Genomic DNA, 19,792 nt, shown 5'->3' on the forward strand with positions numbered 1-19,792 from the left:
AATTAGTGTGCAGTTTTACGTGTCTTGAATATCTGCTTGACGAACTGTATAATTTACGGTAACATTAAAATAATCTTAGAGGATTAAGCAAGCGCACGTTCAGAGAGTTGATGTTCAGTGGAAATCAATCGTGTTAATGCCCAAGGTTGCTAAGAAGCATAATTAAATGATATTAAATATATAAGCGGTCGTTTTAAAACGACAAATTAGGTGGTACCACGGTAAAAAATCGTCCTAATCTCTGAAATTTGAGATTAGAACGATTTTTTTCGTGCTACGACTTAAAAGAAAGGAATTAACTATGCGTGATATTGATATGTCAACAAAGTATGATCCAACTTCTGTTGAAGCTGGCCGTTATGATAACTGGCAAAACAAAAAGTTATTTGCACCCGAATCAAACAAAGAAATTCAAGGTAATGAACCAGAACCTTATTCTATTGTCATTCCACCTCCTAATGTTACAGGGAAACTTCATTTAGGACATGCGTGGGATACGACATTACAAGATATGATCATTCGCCAAAAGCGAATGCAAGGGTTTGATACTTTGTGGTTGCCCGGAATGGATCATGCTGGTATTGCAACTCAGGCAAAAGTTGAACAAAGATTACGTGGTGAAGGTATTTCACGTTACGATTTAGGTCGTGAAAAATTCGTTGAACAAGTGTGGGATTGGAAAAACGAGTATGCTGCCACTATCAAACAACAATGGGGTAAGATGGGGCTATCACTCGACTTTGACCGTGAGCGATTTACCCTTGATGAGGGGCTGAATAAGGCTGTTAATAAGGTATTTATTGATTTGTACAATAAAGGACTAATTTACCGTGGGGAATACATCATTAACTGGGACCCACAAGCAAGAACTGCCCTATCTGATATTGAAGTTATTTATCAAGATGATGCAGGCGCCTTTTATCACGTTAAGTATCCATTTACAGATGGAACAACATTTGACGGGAAAGACTACATTGAAATTGCAACAACTCGTCCAGAAACAATGTTTGGGGATGTCGCTGTGGCGGTTCACCCAAGTGATGAACGCTATAAAGATTTAATTGGTAAAAAGGTTTTGGTGCCATTAGTCGGTCGTGAAATTCCAATTATTGCAGACGAATATGTAGAAAAAGATTTTGGTACTGGTATGGTGAAAATTACGCCAGCACATGATCCTAATGATTTCCAAGTGGGTAATCGTCATGATTTGGAACGCATTAACACGATGACTGAAGATGGTCATTTGAATGAGTTTGCTGGTAAATATAACGGTATGGATCGTTTTGAGGCGCGTAAAGCAATTGTCGCTGACCTTGAAGCTGGCGATTATATGCTAAAGGTAGACCCAATTGTTCATTCTGTTGGTCATTCAGAACGTACAGGTGTCCAAGTTGAATCACGTCTATCAACGCAATGGTTTGTTAAAATGGAGCCATTGGCTGAACAAATTTTAGACATGCAAAAGCATGATGATGAAAAAGTTGAATTCGTGCCAGCTCGGTTTGAAGACACATTTTCACGTTGGATGGAAAACATTCGCGACTGGGTTATTTCACGTCAGTTATGGTGGGGACATCAAATTCCTGCTTGGTACAAAAATAAAGGAACAGATCAAGAAGAACTTTATGTTGGTACAGAGGCACCAGAAGGCGACGGTTGGGAACGTGATCCAGATGTTTTGGATACATGGTTTTCATCTGCTTTATGGCCATTTTCAACTATGGGTTGGCCAGACAATCTAGATGGCGACTTTGCTCGCTATTACCCAACAAATACATTAGTAACTGGTTACGACATTATTTTCTTCTGGGTCGCACGAATGATGTTCCAAGGGAAAGAATTTACTGGACAACGACCTTTTAAAAATGTCTTGATTCATGGTTTAATTCGTGATGGTGAAGGGCGTAAAATGTCGAAATCATTGGGTAACGGTGTTGATCCGATGGATGTTATTGAAAAATATGGTGCTGATGCATTACGTTGGTTCCTTGTCACAGGATCAACGCCAGGTCAAGATTTACGATTCACCTACGAAAAAATGGATTCGGCTTGGAACTTCATTAACAAAATTTGGAATGCATCACGTTATGTGATTATGAATTTGGATGAAGAGACACCATCTACGTTACCAGATATGAGTCAATTAACATTGGCTGATCAATGGATTTTGTCACGTCTGAATACAGTAATTACCAACGTAACACGTAATTTTGACAAATTCGAGTTTGGTGAAGCAGGACGTGAGTTGTACAACTTCATTTGGTCTGACTTTGCCGATTGGTATATCGAAATGACCAAGGAAACATTGAACGGTGATCAAGATAAGGCACCAGTTCAACAAACTCTGGCGTATGTGTTGGATCAAACATTACGTCTATTGCAACCAATTATGCCGTTCGTTACAGAAGCTATTTGGCAAGAAATGCCGGCCCAAAATGATAGTGAAGCTGATTTTGCTATTGTAAAGTACCCGATTGTGCACGAAGAATTAAGCAATCCTGAAGCAGAAAAAGCTTTCAAATCATTGCAAGACTTAATTGTAGCTGTTCGTAATATTAGATCAGAAGCAAATGCACCAATGTCTACACCGATTGACTTAATGATTCAAACCACGGATGACAGTTTGAAGCATATTTTTGAGGCGAATGCTGACTATATTAATCGTTTTGCTCATCCTAAAACGTTAACAATCAGTGATGATGTGCAAGCTCCTGATTTGGCGATGTCACAAGTAATTTCAGGTGCTGAAATTTATGTTCCACTGGCTGAACTAATTGACATTGATGAAGAAATAACACGTCTCCAAACTGAAGTGAAAAAATTTGCTGGAGAAGTAAAACGTGCTGAAGGGAAACTAGGGAATGAAAAGTTCGTTTCTGGAGCCCCTGAGGCGGTTGTTACTGCTGAAAAAGAAAAATTGGCTGATTGGCAAGCCAAACTCACTGCAACAGAAGAAAGATTACAGACACTAAAAGCAAATCAATAGGAAGTATAAAATCACTCTTAACAGGGTGATTTTATTTATTATTTGTTAAGTGAATGCATAATTGTTTGTATGGTTAAAAAATCAAGTAGTGGACTTTTTTCTTAAATTCGATACAATAGTTAGAGTATAAAATAGCGTGTAATATATGGCAGTATGCAATTTTTTAAGGAGAGTTACAATGTCCGGAAGTAAAATACTCGCAAGTGCACATTATGTACCTAGAGACATCGTGACTAATAATGATTTAGCAAAAATCATAGATACCAGTGACGAGTGGATTCAGGCTCATACTGGTATCAAAACGCGACATATTTCATTGCAAGGTGAAAATACGAGTGATTTAGCGACACGTGCCGCAGAATCAGTATTGAACCAAGCTGACATGAAACCAGAAGATATTGATTTAATTATTGTAACAACATTTACCCCAGATGGTTTAGCACCATCAACGGCAGCATTAGTACAGCGCAATTTACATGCTGAAAATGCATGGGCCTATGATATCGTAACAGCTTGTTCAGGATTTGTTTTTGGCCTGAGCACAGCAGACAAGTTTATTAAATCTGGTCAATATAGTAATGCATTAGTCATTTCGGCAGAGGTTAATTCCAAAATGATGGACTTCAAGGATCGCACCAGCACTGTCTTTTTTGGAGATGGTGCAGGAGCAGTACTAATGACAGCTGATGATGTAGGTATTGTGAGAGCCGAAAAGATGCATACAATTGGAAATGCCGATGTTGTACATTCAGGGCGAATTGAACCACTGACAAGTCTATCTGTGGATAACTATCCAAAAATAGATGCTTTTTCACAACAAGGGCGCAATGTATTTGATGAAGTAACAACTATTGTTCCAGATCATATTCGTGATTTCTTGAGTGAACATGATTTATCAACTAGGGATATTGATTACTTTATACCCCATCAAGCAAATTTGCGTTTAATCGAGTATATTGCAAATGATCTTGGTGAATCGATGGATAAGTTTTCAACAAACGTGGTTACTAATGGGAATACATCATCGGCCGGGATTGCTATTGGACTAGATGAATTAAATCGGTCAGTTAGCTTAAAAGGGAAACGTGTATTGCTAACTGGATTTGGTGCAGGCTTTACCTATGGCAGTATGATTTTGCAATTTTAAAGAAAACATTAAGGGCGTTAATTGAATTTAACAATATTAAAATGGTGAAAAATACAAAATAAAGCGTATTTTTTCACCATTTTTATGTGGACTAAGTTTGTTTTTAAATGATTAAAAAGTCTTTAAATGCCTATATATCAACGCTTTTCTTCTCGTGACATATTTCAGTAATATTGTCACAATATTGATATAGTTGCACAATACACACGTTACAACAAACGGATATACTAGTTAATGTTATTAAGATTTGTTTAACAAGTAAATCTAAAATTTAATTATTACGAATTAATATAATTCATTCAGGAGTTACATAAGAATATGAGTAAATTTTTTAAGAAGACTTTATTGACCACAGCAGCTAGTGCTGCAGCTTTTGTTGGTGGCCATGCGGCAGTTTCTGCTGATACAGTAGAAGTACAATCAGGCGACACTTTGTCAAAGATTGCAGCAACAAATAATACTACCGTTGATGCGTTAGCCAAGGCTAATGGAATTAGTAATAAAGACTTGATTTTAGCAGGGGAATCTCTAGAAATCAGTGCAACACAAGAAATTTCTGGTCTATCAGAAGACGGCGCATCATATAAAGTGCAGTCAGGTGATACATTATCAAAGATCGCCGAAAAAACTGGTATAGATGTTTCAGTATTGTCTTCATTGAATAGTTTGTCAAATACTGACCTTGTTTTGACTGGTCAAGAATTGTCGTTGAAGGCTGCACCTACTCAAGCAACTAGTTCAACTGCCACAACTGTAACAGCAGCGGCTACACAAACACCATCAGTTGATACAAGTGATTTGACATATATTGCAGCGGCCGATTCAGATAGCAATAACTTTATGACGCTTGATGAATATAATACATATGTTGCAAATGGTGGCTCAACATCTTCAGCTACTACAGAACCAGGGACTCCATCAACAAGCGCAACATCAACTAAAGAAGATGTTGCATATATTGCAGCGGCCGATTCAGATAATGATGGTTATATGACATTGGCTGAGTACAATGCCTATAAAGCGAATGGTGGTTCAACAACATCAACGCAAACTACTACATCAACGACTTCATCTTCAGTAAGTACATCAAGTGATTCATCAGCAACTACTGACAACGTCAGTTATGTTGCAGCGGCCGACACTAACAATGATGGTTACATGACAATGGCTGAGTATAATGCCTATAAAGCGAATGGTGGCTCAACGACTAGCGTATCATCAGTTTCTTCATCAGCGCAAACAACAACGGCTAACACTACTGCTACAACAACTAATGTTTCAACTGGCAGCGCAACGGCTGATGCAACAATCAATGCATGGAATGCAAAGCGTGCAGAATTAGGCTTATCACCTGTTACGGTTTCAGCATCATTGACAGCACAAGCTCAAGGTCGTGCGCAAACAATGGGAACATCAGCAAACTGGTTTGGTACACATATGTCTTCTGGTACGGCCGAAGTTGTAGCAAATGGCTTTGGTGCTGGAGCTTCTGTTATTAATGCCTGGTATTATGAAACAGGTATGGTGAACGGCGGCCACACAGCATTTATTGTTAATCCTAGCTTCACACAAGCAGGTGTTGGCTATTACAACGGTTGGATTGTTATTAACGCACAATAATATGCAAAATGACTATTTAAAATTAGCATTAGATAACTTAGGGGAAACATTCAACGACTACAATAGTGGTCGTTTTGTTGCTCAACAGCTTATAAAAGCACAAGTACCATCACCCGAAGGTACCCGCTGGGATTCTTCACCAGCAAACCTTATTAAGCAGATGCATCACTTATTGGGTGTTTTACAAGCGACACCAGGAGACTTACTATTTTGGGGTACACAGAATGCGCCATATGAAATGGGTATCTATGTCGGTGGAAACCAATTTATTGCTGTAGACAACGTGGACCACGTAGTTAAAATTCAACCATTATCAAAAAGCTGGTATCCATGTATTGCGGGTTCTGCATTTTGACACACAATTGTCATCTGGATGTTTGTTTTGTTACAAAAGAAATTACTTTGATATATTGACAACAAAGTGCAAAGTAGAGAAAATGTCCATGACACAGCCGATTGCTATACTAAGAATTGTCGAGAAGACGGAACTAAATTTAAATTAAAATATATTACTGAATATAAGTCCCTATTAGGAGTTTGACTATTATGAAAAAATCTACTATTGCTAAATCTGTTGTTACAGCTGCCGGTGCTTTTGCCGTTGCTGGTGCTGCTCAAGTTTCTGCTAACACTGTATCAGTTAAAGCAGGTGACACACTTTACAAGATTGCAGCGGCAAACGGTACAACTGTTGACGCTTTGGTTAAAGCTAACAACATTTCAAACGCTAATTTGATTTTTGTTGGACAACAACTACAAACTGCTTCTTCTTCTTCAACTACTACACAAAGTTCAACATCAGAGAGCTCAACTACAACAACTTCATCATCAAATGGCTCATACACTGTTAAACCGGGTGATACATTAAATAAGATTGCAGCAGCAAATGGTACAACAGTAGCAAATTTGGTAGCTGCTAATAAAATTTCAAATGCTAACTTGATTACTGTCGGTCAAACATTGACATTGTCAGCCTCAACAACTACGCAATCATCAACTACCACAACTCAAACTACCACAACTCAAACAACATCAAATGATACTGCAGCTGGATCAAATGGTTCATATATTGTTAAGTCAGGTGATACATTAAACAAAATTGCGGCAGCAAATGGTACAACAGTAGCTAACTTAGTAGCTGCTAATAACATCTCAAATGTTAACTTGATTACTGTTGGTCAAACTTTAAAGTTGTCATCATCATCTGCTTCAAGCTCAACAACAACACAAACAGCAAATACGACACAAACAAATACGACACAATCGTCAAGTTCTAATAATAACGTTCCAGCAGAAAATACAAACAATTCATCAGCGGCAACGACAGCTGATGCTACTATTGATGCTTGGAATGCAAAGCGTGCTACTCTTGGTTTGTCACCAATTAAGATTTCTGCTTCATTGACAGCCCAAGCCCAAAGTCGTGCACAAACTCTTGCAACATCATCTAACTGGTTTGGTTTGCATGAATCATCATCAACTCCTGAAGTTGTTGCCAATGGTTTTGGTGCAGGTGCAACTGTCATTAATGCTTGGTATTATGAAACAGGTATGGTTAACGGTGGACACACAGAATTTATTGTTAATCCTAGTTTCACTGAAGCTGGTGTAGGTTATTACAATGGTTGGATTGTCATTGACGCACATTAATAACACCAAAAAGTGGATAGTTGCTATCCACTTTTTTTGTGTTCTCATGTATAGTAGAGTGCAGAGGTATAAAAAATGTTGTACAAATTTACTGAATTAACAAAAGAAGAATATGTAGATTTTGAAAAGCAAAGTACTGTGGGTACTTTTTTACAATCAGGTGAACAAGCTGAATTATTACAAAAACGAGGCTATAAAGTATGGTTGTTAGGTGTCAAAGCTGACGACCGTGTAGTGGCTGCAGCGTTGGTCATGCGCGAAAAGGTACATATGGGGTATATCTTTTCGATTGATCGTGGGCCATTATTGGATTTTGAAAATCATGAATTATTGACCTTTTTCATGTCTAATTTTGTAAAGTTTTCTCGCCAGAACAAAGGACTTTATATTGAAGTAAGACCAAATGTGACTTTCAAAATGACAAATAATCATGGTGAGCTGCTAGGTCAAGAGAATACAGCATTTATCGAAGAGATGAAAAATCTAGGATTTAGCCATCTACCATTTATAGATGGTTTCACTACAGCTGGTTCTCCAGAGTGGGAATATATCAAAGATTTGTCAGAATTAACCGATGAGAAATCTGTTCGCACCTCGTATAATAAGAAGGCCCAGTACTATTTGAAAAAAAATGCGCAGTTTGGCATTCGGTTGCGTCAATTAACGCGAGACGACTTACCAGATTTTAAAGAATTAACACAAAAAACTGCCGATAGGTTACATTATAAAGATAAAAACTTAAATTTTTATCAAACAGTGTATGATGTATATGGCGATGATGCAACATTTGTTTTTGCTGAATTAAACTTTGATAATTATATTAAGGAAGAGAATGAAAAAATCTCTGAATTAGATGCCAAACTGGCCAAAATTCATCAAAAGATTGAAAAATATCCGGCGAATGACAAATTCAAGCGTCAGTATGCTGAATTTGATGATCAAAAAAATCAACATAACAAGCGCATATTAAAAGCAGAACAACAAAAAGAAGCTGCTGGTAAATCGACAGTCGTTGTTGCCGGGGCATTGTTCATACAGCAACCGCAAGAAATGAATTATCTGTATTCAGGTACTTATGAAGAGTATATGGACTATTACGCACCTTATCAGATACAAGACGTTATGATTAATAAAGCTGTTCAGGCAGGAATCAAACGTTATAACTTCTACGGTATTGCTGGTAAATTTGATGGTAGTGATGGCGTATTGGGATTCAAAACGACTTTTGAGGGACAGGCACGTCAACTGGTGGGAAACTTCATGATGCCTGTCAATCCGTTTAAATACAGTATTTACCGGTTACTCAAAAAAATGATGGGTCGTGCTTAAGATGAGCTTTTTTAGCGAGTAAAACCCGTTTTGTGGTATGGTATATAAGGTAATTATTAAATTGGCGGTATAATACTTATGAAACATAATCCATATCTAGAAGAGCGAGACAATAAAAATGATGCACGTGCTAACTTACCAACACGTCTGCGAATTTTGTTGTTTATATCGTTTATACTCATGGTTGCCCTAATTGCACAATTAGGGTTTTTGACGATCAAGCAAGGAGCCAATTATTTGGCTGAAGTTAACCGAAGTGAAGAGACTGTTGAAAAAGGTAATACACCACGAGGTTTGGTTTACGACTCAACAGGTCGTGTTTTAGCTGGAAACAAGGCACAAACTGCGATTACATTTACGCGCGGTACCAATATTAATCCTAGTACGATGCGAAGCACTGCAATTAAACTTGGGAAATATTTGACAGTTGATACGACCCGTCTCAGTGAACGTTCGAAAGCCGACTTTTACTTGGCTAACGCAACTAACGCAGCTAAGGTGCAGAAACGTGTTGTTAACGAACATAAGAATGGTAGTAGTTTGACGACTGCAGAGATTAATAATCTGTCAGTAAATTATGTAGAAAAGCGTAATTTACTTTCAAAAGTTAGTGATAATGATGCAATGATATTTCAGAGAATGAGTGGCGCTTATTCATTGTCAACGACATTCATCAAAGAAGACGATGTGACAGAAGCAGAGTTAGCAGAGATTGGGGAGCGTTTAAGTCAGTTCCCAGGTATTAAGATAGGTACAAGCTGGGCAAGGCAATATCCTGAAGGAAACGATTTTAAGGCTTTGATTGGTACAGTGACTAGTGAAGATAATGGATTACCTGATGATAAGTTACACACACTCTTGGCGCAGGGATATTCACAAAATGAATCAGTTGGTAATTCTAATTTGGAATCGAGTTATGAATCATTATTAAAGGGATCGGATTCACAAACAGTAGTTACAACTGCTTCTGACGGCACGGTAAAATCATCTTCTGTAAAATACAGAGGGCAATCTGGAGATAGTCTTAAGTTAACCATTAATGCTGATTTTCAAAAAGAAGTGCAGAAAATTTTGGAAGACAATTTGCCAACCGGTGATGTTGAAGGTGCTTATGCTACAGTCATGAATCCCTATACTGGTGGTGTCTATGCTATGGCGGGTGTAGACAGAGATTATGCAACCGGAACAAAAACAGCTGATCCATTAGGAAATATTAATCATGCTATTGTCATGGGATCTGTAGTTAAGCCAGCGGTGTTAGCTACGGCTTTCCAAAAGGGTGTGATTACTCCTTCGAATTCTACTTTGTTGGATCAAGCTATTAAAATTGCAGGAACGCCAACAATCACATCATATTGGAATAAAGCAGGTACACCATTGCCCGTGGATGCACAAACGGCATTAGAGCGTTCTTCGAACACTTATTTTGTTCAATTGGGTATGAAAATTGGTGGACAAACCTATAGTCCGGGATCTGCATTAGGGCTGAACTCCGACGCCTTTCAGACATTACGCAATGGGTTAGGACAATTCGGATTAGGGACAAAAACTGGTATTGATGTTAGCGGAGAAACTGCTGGTTATCGTGGAGATACAACTGGGGCAAGTATTGGTAAATACTTGTATGAATCATTTGGTCAATACGACACCTACACGACACTCCAACTTGCACGATACGTTTCTACTATTGCTAATGGCGGGTATTTGGTTCAACCTCATTTGGTAAGTTCAATATTACAAAGTTCAAATAATAGTTCAAAAAAGCGTACAGTGTGGACAGCAACACCGAATATACAGGGGCAAGTTCAGTTGGATTCTGACGAATGGAAAGTCATCCATGAAGGAATGAATCGTGTTGCCAATGGTACTGACGCGTACAATACGGGTGGAACGGATCTACATAAGCTTGAACCACATGTTTATGCTAAAACAGGAACCGCCGAAACGATAACCAATGATCATACAACTTATACAGAGTCTATCGTGGCATATGTACCAGGACAACCGATGGTCATGGCTATGGCTATCCCAGGTATGAATAATTATTTAGATGGTACCAACGGTAAGATTGCGGCAGAAATAATTAATGCTTATTGGAAGTATGTTCAAAATAAACCATAATTTTATAAAAAAGACAGTAATTATGATTACTGTCTTTTTTATTCTTACCTATTTTGCTATATTTCTAAATAGATGTTATAATCTATTTAGAAATATAGCAAAATAGGTAGTGAAGAAGAATGAGTTTACAAAATACATTAAAGGCGATTTCGAATCCTGTCAGGCGCGATATTCTTACATTATTGAAAGGAGGGCCTCAGTCAGCGGGGAATATTGCGGACCATTTTGAACTAAGTAAAGCAACAATATCATCACACTTAGCTCAATTAAAACAAGCTGATTTGATACGAGAAGATAAATATAAAAATTTTATTTATTATGAATTAAATTTATCTGTGTTTGAAGAAACGGCGTTATGGTTGAAAGGATTTACTAATGAAAAATAAAAAAAGTTTCTTGCCGCTAATTATTACCTTATTACCCATTTTTTATGGACTAATATTGTGGACCAAGTTGCCGGTTGAACTTCCAGTTCATTTTAATATCAATGGAGAAGAGGACAGATATGCTGATAAAGTGTGGCTTATCATTGTTTGGCCAATGATAGCAACACTCTTGCATTTATTTCTAATTACATATCGTACGAAAATAGTTGCTCATAGTCAAAATAATAAGATGCATACAATTATTAGCTGGTCAATTCCATTAGGTATCAATATTTTATTATCTTATATATTTGCTTATGGAATGGGCATTCATATCAATGTAACTAGCATAATGCTGCCAACTAATGGAATTTTATTTATAGCATTAGGCAATTATATGCCCAAAACACAGCGAAATCGCTTTGTTGGGATACGAATACCGACCGCTATGAATAATAATATAAATTGGTTTAAGACCCAACGTATAGGTGGTATGATGTTTGTTGTTGGCGGGTTTATGATGATTTGTGGTGGATTTTTAAGCATTATTTCTGAATCTTGTACTGTAGTATCAATGATTGTAGCTTTGTTATTAATTACCGTCGTACCGATTAGTTATTCGATAAAGTCTAGCCATAAGTCTTGACTTAATTCCAAATAACAGTGTTGTTCATATTTCTTCAAACAGAAAAATAAATAAGAAACTAAAATATTTAACAGAAAAGGTTGAAAAAGAGCATGACTATTGTATACTGGATTGTAACTAGCCAAAAATAGTGTACTAGTTTACCTATTTTTAAAAAGGCTGCATATTAAACGACATAGTAAATTGAAAAAGGAGCAAAGTATGTCATTTTTAGAATTAAAAGATATTCATAAATCTTATTTTTTAGGCAAAGATGAATTTCCAGTTTTGAAGGGGATTAACTTATCATTTGATAAAGGTGAGTTTGTTTCGATTCTTGGTGAATCAGGTGGCGGTAAATCAACACTAATGAATATTATTGGTGGCCTTGATCGAAACTTTTCAGGTGATGTGTTGGTCAATGGAAATAGATTAGACCATAAACAAGAAAAGAAGTTAGATGTTTATCGTCGTGAGACGATTGGTTATATTTTCCAAAGCTTTAACTTAATTAATTATCAAACAAACTTGGAAAACGTTGAAACCAGCTTAAACATGACCACCTTATCATCTGCGCAACGTAAAAAGCGGGCCATGGAATTATTGGAAAAAGTTGGTTTGAGCGAGCATGTTCATAAGTATCCATCACAACTTTCTGGTGGTCAAAAGCAACGTGTCGCCATTGCACGTGCGTTGGCAGCTGACCCTGATGTCATGATTGCTGACGAACCAACGGGCGCGTTAGATTCTGTGAATACCACTGAAGTACTAGAGCTTCTTGAGCAAATTTCCCAAGAAGGCAAGTTGGTTATTGTTGTTACGCATTCACAAGCGGTAGCTGATTACGGAACGCGTATTTTGCATATGGCCGATGGCAAAATTGACGAAGAAAAGAATTTGAAAGACAAATTTGAGGCGCCAACGGAACCTGAACGGTTAACATCTAGACCATTGTCAAGTAAATCAGTTTGGGACATGGCCTTTGATCATTTGAAGTATAAGAAATTACAAAACTTTTTGATTATTCTCGGATCGGCTATTGGTGTTTTTTCGGTCATACTATTCCTTGGATTGGGTAATGGTATTAAAGGGTATATTAACCATCAAGTTAGTTCTTTGGCTAACCCTAACTATCCAACCGTTCTTAAAAACACGTTAGATGATGACGATGCATCAAACAATGAACGTGTTCAATCTAGAGCGCAAGCAGCAGCGACAAATTACTCTTCGGTTGTTTTTTCTGATAATGTTATTAAAAAAGTGAGCGATGTAAAAAATGTTGCCAAGACTTATCAGGGGTACCAGTTTAACGGGGCTGTATTCAAATACGGGGAAACACAGTCACAAGCTGGTACGCAAGTACAAACATGGTCACCAGCCTATGCTGATAAAGTTATCAAAGCAGGGCACAAGCCATCTGGTGATAATGAAATTGTAATTGACAAAGCATTCGCTCAAAAAGCTAATAAAAATTGGAAATCTTTGATTGGTAAGAATATCACGTATACTTACGTAGCTTATAATCAAGATAATCAAGCAGTTCCAGTTACATCAACAATGAAAATTGTTGGGATCACTGATGGTGGACAAGCTGGAGCAGTGTTTGCAACTACATTTGACGCAATGAAAAAAGATTTAGTCAAGGCTAATGCTATGACCGAAGCTAACTTTTTGACATTGAAAATTAATGATACAGAAAACGTAAAGTCAGCAGTAAATGCTGTTAACAAGATTAAGGATAATGGTAAGCAAGCCGTAGTGGCAGTATCCATTGGTAGTATGCTAGACACGATTAACACAATTACAAGCTTGGCTTCATATGTATTGGCTGCCATTGCCGGAATTTCATTGATTGTGTCAGCAATTATGATTATTGTGACAACTTATATGTCTGTTTCTGAACGTACCAAAGAAATTGGTGTATTGCGTGCACTTGGTGCACGTTCAAAAGATATTCGTGGCTTATTTACAAATGAAGCCCTATTAATGGGAATTATTTCAGCTGTTCTTGGCATTGTCACAGCTTATTTGGGACAATTTGCTATGAACGCAGCTTTGTATGGATTAATCAAATTTGATATTGTACAGGTTTCTCTTGGCAATGTGATATTTGCAGTAGTCATTTCTCTTCTTATCGCTCTAGTTGCTTCATTTGTCCCTTCACGTCGAGCGGCTAATTTGAATACAATTGATGCATTAGCAGCTGACTAATAGTTTGACTAAAAAACATTCACTTTTTGTGGGTGTTTTTTGTTATGAATTAGCCAAGTTATAAATAAAAATGTTAACAAAAATTTTAAAATCAATCAGTTAAATGATTCATTTAATTGTATTAGCGCCATTATTGGTTTTAATGGTATAATATTAAATCAGAATATCCTTGGAGGGTACAAGACAATGGATAATAACATGAGTCGCATGGCACGTCAAAATCAAGCGCCAAGACCAGATGATAGGCAACCAAGAAAGCCTAAAAAACGACATAAAATGTGGCGTTGGATTGTCAGTATCATTGTTATTCTGATGATTATTGGTGGCGTTGTGATATCGATGCTATTGAGTAATATCAAACAATCAGTTGACACAATGCATCGTAGTGCGAATATGACCAAGGCTCGTGATGTTAATCAAGTTTTAAAAGAGGGCAAACCTTTCTCGATTCTAGTACTGGGTACAGACACAGGTGCTTTAGCGCGTGATCGAACAGGGTTAACCGATTCTATGATGCTAATTACTGTTAATCCAAAATCTAAAACAACGACAATGTTGTCAATCCCTCGTGATATTATGGTTTCGATTGTCGGGCGAGAAGACACTTTTCCACAAAAACTTAATGCAGCATTTCCAATTGCTGGTGTTGGAGCGACAATGTCCACGTTACAAAACTATTTGAACGTACCAATTGATTTTTACGCTTTAGTCAACATGGGTGGGCTTGAAAAAGTTATTGATCAAGTGGGCGGTGTGAAAGTTAATTCGCCATTAACGTTTACTTATCAGCCTGAAAATGATAAGCCTGATGTTTATAAATTTTACAAAAATCAAGAAAAGTATGAATATGCTCCTGATGGCAAGAATTTTAAAACATATACGACAATGGATGGCTACGCTGCATTGTCATTTTCAAGAATGCGTTACGATGATCCAGAGGGGGACTACGGTCGACAAAATCGTCAACGGTTAGTTTTGAAGGCTTTGGTAAAAAAATCAGCCAGTGCTAAAACGCTGTTGAACGCAAAGTTTATGAAGTCAATATCTAAAAATGCAGAAACAGACTTAACCTATAATGATATGACAAAAATTGCTTTATCCTATATGGCAGCGACTAAAAATCAGAAATCTGATCATTTACAAGGTGTTGGTGACATGTATGATGGTGTGAGTTATCAAATGGTGAAAGCATCAGAAAAACAACGTGTTACCAACTTACTACGCAAATCATTAAACTTGGGCAGTAAAACAACAGGAACACAGTTTGGTAGTTCAGTACCCGCACTATCTTATGACGTTGCTGAATATAATTTAAATGTTATTGGTGAAACATTAGACGCACAATAAAAAAACTTCCTTCATATTTATATGAAGGAAGTTTTTTGAAGCAAATTACTGACGTGTTTTTGCTTCAGTAAAAGGGATTCCGTTGCGCCAAAGATAGCCACGATAGTAGCTTTCCATTGATAGAATCTGTGCTAGTGAAGTGAGCGGCAGTACCCATTTTAACCAAACCATATCTGTCTTAAAAAATGGGATAGCCATCATGGTAGCAGTCACTAAATAAATTAAAATCCGTCCCTTTAATGAGAGTTGTCGATTAAAGACAGCTTCATCAACGTATTGTTGATAGTATTTATTGTTGTGTAGCCAAGAATCTAGTTTTTTAGAAGATTTAGACCACAAAATTGCGGTTAGGACATAAAATCCTGTTGTTGGCAAACCGGGAATCCATATTGCAATGGTACCAATAGCAAAACTGAGTGCCCCAAGGGCAATTAATAGTATTTTCATATATATAGTGTACCATCACATGGTACAATTAAACTAATAAATTGATTAGGATGTCTATATGAGTTATTTAGCAATCGTTGATCTTGGTAGTAATTCTGCCAGAATGGTAGTCGAAGAGCTGCATGATGGTGGCACTCATACCGAGTTAATCCGCGAAAAAAGAGATACGCGTATTGCTCAAAATATGGGAGAAGAACTACTACTAAAAGAAATACCAATTGTGCGTACTATTGAGGCGCTAAAATATTTTCAATCTAAATATATCGAATTTCATCCGAAAGTTCGTGCGATTACAACGGCAGCGGTGCGCATGGCTAAAAATCAAACTGAGTTTTTAGATCGGGTCGTACAAGAAACGGGAATTCGGTTTCAGGTTTTGACGGGTGATCAAGAAGCATATTATGATTACTTAGGTGTAGTTTCAACGTTAGATGTTACCGAAGGCGTGATTTTAGATACTGGTGGTGCTTCCGTTGAATTGATTGCCGTAGATAATCGACGTAATAAGGAAGCTGTAAGTTTATCTTTTGGTGCGGTTACTTTATCAGAACAATACCATTTAGCTAATAATATCATACCGAAAAATCTGGCCTCTGCAAATGACTACATACTAAGTCAGTACAGCACGCTACAGTGGTTGGAAACGCAATATCAAAAACCAGTCATTTTACTAGGTGGAGCCAATCGTTCGCTTGCGCGTATGGCACGTACCCGAATGGGGGAATCCGAAGCCAGCATGATTCATGGCTTTGAGATGTCAGTTGACTTAGTTGAGCAAATTTTTGAAGAAATCAGACAAATGACACGAAAAGAACGTGAAAAAATTGCCGGATTAGAGACCTCTCGTGCTGATATTATCGTCAGTGGTTTATTACCACTATTGAATCTTATGAGAAAAATTAATTCACCTAAGGTTATATTTTCAGAAAGTGGGGTTCGCGAAGGTCTAATCGCTGAGACTTTAGCACAGCAGAATGAATAAAAAATTTTATGAATTATCACCTGATGAGCGTTTACTCGCATTAAATTTAAAAGAAGACGTACGATTATCATTATCAAGTCGTCAAAGCCCGGTCAATGCTCAGATGGTTGAGAATTATATTAGTGATTTTCGTATGCCTATGGGTGTTGTCCACGATATTCTGATTGATGGACAACATTTTAGTGTTCCGATGGCTATTGAAGAACCAAGTGTGATTGCAGCAGCCAACAATGGTGCCAAAATGTTATCGAATGGGGTTCATGTCATCATGGCAGATACTGCTATGATTGGTCAAATATTGCTGGTCGATGCTACTGATGTGAATAAATTCATTGACCGACATCGTGCTGAGATTTTTGCTAAGGCAAAACAAGCCAAGCCATCGATTTATAAGCGCGGCGGTGGTTTGCGTGATGTACAAGTAAGAAGCGTTTCGAAAACAGAAACGAGTGTTGACTTTATCATCGACACAAAAGACGCAATGGGTGCTAATATTGTTAATACAATTTTAGAAGCAGAATTACCATTGTTTGAAAAGTTTACACCTTTAGGTGTGATTTTATCTAATTACGCCACAAATCAACTAGTCACGGTAACTGGTGATGTGGATTTTGATCGCATAGGCGGACATGAAGTAGCCCAGAACATAGTGGCATTAAATCATTTTTCCAAAAACGATCCTTACCGTGCAACTACAGAGAATAAAGGCCTTTTTAACGGTATTAGCGCTGTAGTTTTGGCGACAGGTAATGATTGGCGAGCTGTAGAAGCTAGTGGTCATGCTTACGCAAGCCGTGATGGTCAATATCGTGGTTTAGTAACTTGGACAATTATAAATGGTAGACTTCATGGTGAGCTGACATTACCAATATCTGTGGGCACAGTTGGCGGTGCGATTTCAGCTATGCCGGATGCTAAGCAGGCTTTGTCAATCATAGGCAGTGTGAATGCTAACACACTTCGTGGTGTGATTTTATCTGTTGGGTTGGCGCAAAACTTAGCAGCCTTAAAATCAATTGCCTCAGGTGGTATCCAACAAGGACACATGCGGATGCAGTATCGTGCGTTAGCGATGCAAGTAGGCGCAAAAATTGAAGAAGTTACCGCGGTAGTCACACGGCTAATATCTCTCAGCCATGTGGACGAAAGTGTTGCTAAAAAAACATTAATGGAGATAAGAAATGAACCCAAAAATTAAAGATTTATTGGATAACGTTAATAGTGTCTATCCAGGAACGGTGATGACACGCGTTAATGGAGAGGAAACTGGGGAATTACATATCGACCAAGTTTCACAAGAAATCCTAGGACAACGTTTGCTAATAGAGATTGCTAATAAAACAGAGAGTGACTTCTTGCTTGGTAATGAACTATTAAAAATGTTATTAACATTGAATGGTATTGCCCCCCAAGTATTTTTTGCGCTCACATTCAATAATGAAAGACTGGATGATCAGTTGATACAAATTGCAACACGAATGCACCGTACAGTTGTTCATGCAATTACCTATCGTGAATTAGCCAAACAAGGTATTACAACTTCAACAACCGCAAAGGCTTATTTTTCTGGGCTTCATGCTGAATTGACACCTGAAAATGGTGAAATAGATGATGAAAGCTTATGGCGTTTACTCATGATTTTGGATGCACTAGTATTTGCTGATACGATTTCTGATAGTAGTTTTATTGACGAGTTGCAACAAAAATATCCACTAGCATATACGGCGGCGAGTTCGCTTATTAAACCTGTATTGGCAACTGATTTGAAGCAAGCACGTAATATTCGTCATCAAATGGTTTCTTTGTTTGAAGGAATTGACGAGGTGTTGACAAAATGGGGCAAGCCTACTGTAAATGCTAAAGAATATGTGACATTAACAAGTGTTTTGTCAAAACGTCAGTTAGATTTACCAGTTAATCAAGTATTTACAATTTACCATTCAGAAATGACTGATTTTCAGACGCAGAAGACGGCTTACGTTGGTTTAAGTAAAAATGATAATCAAAATAGCTTTGTTGTATCGCCACCGGATAATGAAGCTGACAAATCAACTTTTTTCAAAGAACTATATGCATTAAAAGTGTCGGAACTATTCCAAAAATTAGCGCTACCTTACATTGAAAGAGACTAAATTAATTATTGTCAGTTAACATTCATAAAGAAAGGATATTCATGTTAGTCACAGCAGAAATTCAAAAGCGCTTTGACAACGCCAAAAATGTTGTATTCATGACCGGAGCGGGTGTTTCAACTTCATCAGGAATACCGGATTATCGTTCCAAAGATGGCATTTATGATGGTGTTAGTCTGCAACCTGAATATTTATTGAGCGCAACAGCTTTTCATAATGAACCTGAAAAACAGTATCAATTTATGATTGACAATATGTACTTTCCTGAGGCTGTTCCAAATGTTATCCACAAAAAAATGGCTGCTTTAACGCGACAAGGCAAGGCAAAAATTATCACGCAAAATGTTGATGACTTACATGTCAAAGCGGCATCGGATCCAGAAAAATTAATCCGTTTTCATGGTTCATTATATGATGTGTATGCACCTGTCGATGGCAAAATTTCTCCTTATCAGGATTACTTGCATGCAATGAGGCGTGCAGACAACGCCTTATTACGTCCGCGAATTACATTTTACGAAGAAATGCCTTTTGATGTTGAAAAATCAGCCTTATGGGTGCGAAATGCTGATTTAATTGTTATCGTGGGTACGAGTTTTAAAGTTTACCCTTTTGCTGGATTATTGCAGTATGCTCGTCTGGCAGTTCCAGTAATATCAATCAATTTTGAACATATTACTACGCCATTTAATGTGGATCAGATTGTTGGGGATGCGGATGCATTCTTTTCAGAATTAATAGTTTAAATAAATATGAATACTTAAAAGTAGCAGATTAAGTTGCTACTTTTTTAATATATGAATTATTTTTCAGATAAAGTGTTAAAATAG

At 37.4% G+C, this 19,792-nt stretch carries 16 protein-coding genes; 15 read left to right on the plus strand and 1 reads right to left on the minus strand.

Going from position 1 to position 19,792, the window contains the following annotated elements:
• The first annotated feature begins 301 nt into the window (after positions 1-301).
• The 11 genes from GJV51_04040 (at position 302) to GJV51_04090 (ending at position 15,401) form a co-directional block, all read left to right on the plus strand.
• On the plus strand, positions 302-2,986 hold the full coding sequence (locus GJV51_04040; GenBank protein ID QGM25174.1) for a valine--tRNA ligase: 2,685 nt from the start codon (positions 302-304) through the stop codon (positions 2,984-2,986).
• 178 nt (positions 2,987-3,164) lie between these two features.
• Entirely contained in the window at positions 3,165-4,133 is a 969-nt protein-coding gene (fabH, locus tag GJV51_04045) for a beta-ketoacyl-ACP synthase III (protein ID QGM25175.1), read from the plus strand.
• Positions 4,134-4,451: 318 nt separating this feature from the next.
• Positions 4,452-5,753, plus strand: a complete 1,302-nt coding sequence (locus tag GJV51_04050) for a LysM peptidoglycan-binding domain-containing protein (protein QGM25176.1) — start codon at positions 4,452-4,454, stop codon at positions 5,751-5,753.
• On the plus strand, positions 5,713-6,108 hold the full coding sequence (locus GJV51_04055; protein QGM25177.1) for a hydrolase: 396 nt from the start codon (positions 5,713-5,715) through the stop codon (positions 6,106-6,108). The genes GJV51_04050 and GJV51_04055 overlap by 41 nt, the downstream gene beginning before the upstream one ends.
• 191 nt (positions 6,109-6,299) lie before the next feature.
• A complete protein-coding gene (locus GJV51_04060) occupies positions 6,300-7,403 on the plus strand; it encodes a LysM peptidoglycan-binding domain-containing protein (GenBank protein QGM25178.1) in 1,104 nt (367 codons plus the stop codon).
• A gap of 75 nt (positions 7,404-7,478) precedes the next feature.
• Complete coding sequence (locus tag GJV51_04065) at positions 7,479-8,732, plus strand: peptidoglycan bridge formation glycyltransferase FemA/FemB family protein (GenBank protein ID QGM25179.1); 1,254 nt, start codon at positions 7,479-7,481, stop codon at positions 8,730-8,732.
• Between the two features lie 78 nt (positions 8,733-8,810).
• Positions 8,811-10,853 carry a penicillin-binding protein 2 gene (locus GJV51_04070; GenBank protein QGM25180.1) on the plus strand — a complete coding sequence of 681 codons (2,043 nt, stop codon included), beginning with the start codon at positions 8,811-8,813 and terminating at the stop codon, positions 10,851-10,853.
• 119 nt (positions 10,854-10,972) lie between these two features.
• Positions 10,973-11,239, plus strand: a complete 267-nt coding sequence (locus tag GJV51_04075; GenBank protein ID QGM25181.1) for an autorepressor SdpR family transcription factor — start codon at positions 10,973-10,975, stop codon at positions 11,237-11,239.
• Positions 11,229-11,864 carry a DUF1648 domain-containing protein gene (locus GJV51_04080; GenBank protein ID QGM25182.1) on the plus strand — a complete coding sequence of 212 codons (636 nt, stop codon included), beginning with the start codon at positions 11,229-11,231 and terminating at the stop codon, positions 11,862-11,864. Before GJV51_04075 ends, GJV51_04080 begins: the two co-directional genes overlap by 11 nt.
• A 201-nt stretch (positions 11,865-12,065) precedes the next feature.
• The gene (locus GJV51_04085) at positions 12,066-14,054 is read left to right on the plus strand and encodes an ATP-binding cassette domain-containing protein (GenBank protein QGM25183.1); all 1,989 of its coding nucleotides are present in this window, start codon (positions 12,066-12,068) and stop codon (positions 14,052-14,054) included.
• Between the two features lie 186 nt (positions 14,055-14,240).
• Positions 14,241-15,401: a LytR family transcriptional regulator gene (locus GJV51_04090; GenBank protein ID QGM25184.1), complete on the plus strand. Its 1,161-nt coding sequence runs from the start codon at positions 14,241-14,243 to the stop codon at positions 15,399-15,401.
• A 45-nt stretch (positions 15,402-15,446) separates the two neighbouring features.
• Here GJV51_04090 and GJV51_04095 read toward each other — a convergent pair whose 3' ends face one another.
• The gene (locus GJV51_04095) at positions 15,447-15,848 is read right to left on the minus strand and encodes a DUF454 family protein (protein ID QGM25185.1); all 402 of its coding nucleotides are present in this window, start codon (positions 15,846-15,848) and stop codon (positions 15,447-15,449) included.
• Between the two features lie 58 nt (positions 15,849-15,906).
• Between GJV51_04095 and GJV51_04100 the strand changes: the two genes are divergently transcribed.
• The 4 genes from GJV51_04100 to GJV51_04115 are packed head-to-tail and all read left to right on the plus strand — an operon-like array spanning position 15,907 to position 19,708.
• Complete coding sequence (locus GJV51_04100; GenBank protein ID QGM25186.1) at positions 15,907-16,830, plus strand: exopolyphosphatase; 924 nt, start codon at positions 15,907-15,909, stop codon at positions 16,828-16,830.
• Positions 16,823-18,028, plus strand: coding sequence for a hydroxymethylglutaryl-CoA reductase, degradative (locus tag GJV51_04105; protein QGM25187.1), 1,206 nt, complete (start codon positions 16,823-16,825; stop codon positions 18,026-18,028). The genes GJV51_04100 and GJV51_04105 overlap by 8 nt, the downstream gene beginning before the upstream one ends.
• The gene (locus GJV51_04110; GenBank protein QGM25188.1) at positions 18,012-18,962 is read left to right on the plus strand and encodes a nitrate ABC transporter ATPase; all 951 of its coding nucleotides are present in this window, start codon (positions 18,012-18,014) and stop codon (positions 18,960-18,962) included. Before GJV51_04105 ends, GJV51_04110 begins: the two co-directional genes overlap by 17 nt.
• A gap of 41 nt (positions 18,963-19,003) precedes the next feature.
• On the plus strand, positions 19,004-19,708 hold the full coding sequence (locus tag GJV51_04115; protein ID QGM25189.1) for an NAD-dependent protein deacylase: 705 nt from the start codon (positions 19,004-19,006) through the stop codon (positions 19,706-19,708).
• Positions 19,709-19,792: the final 84 nt, after the last annotated feature.

The organism is Leuconostoc mesenteroides subsp. mesenteroides, assembly GCA_009676745.1.
Taxonomy (GTDB): domain Bacteria; phylum Bacillota; class Bacilli; order Lactobacillales; family Lactobacillaceae; genus Leuconostoc; species Leuconostoc koreense.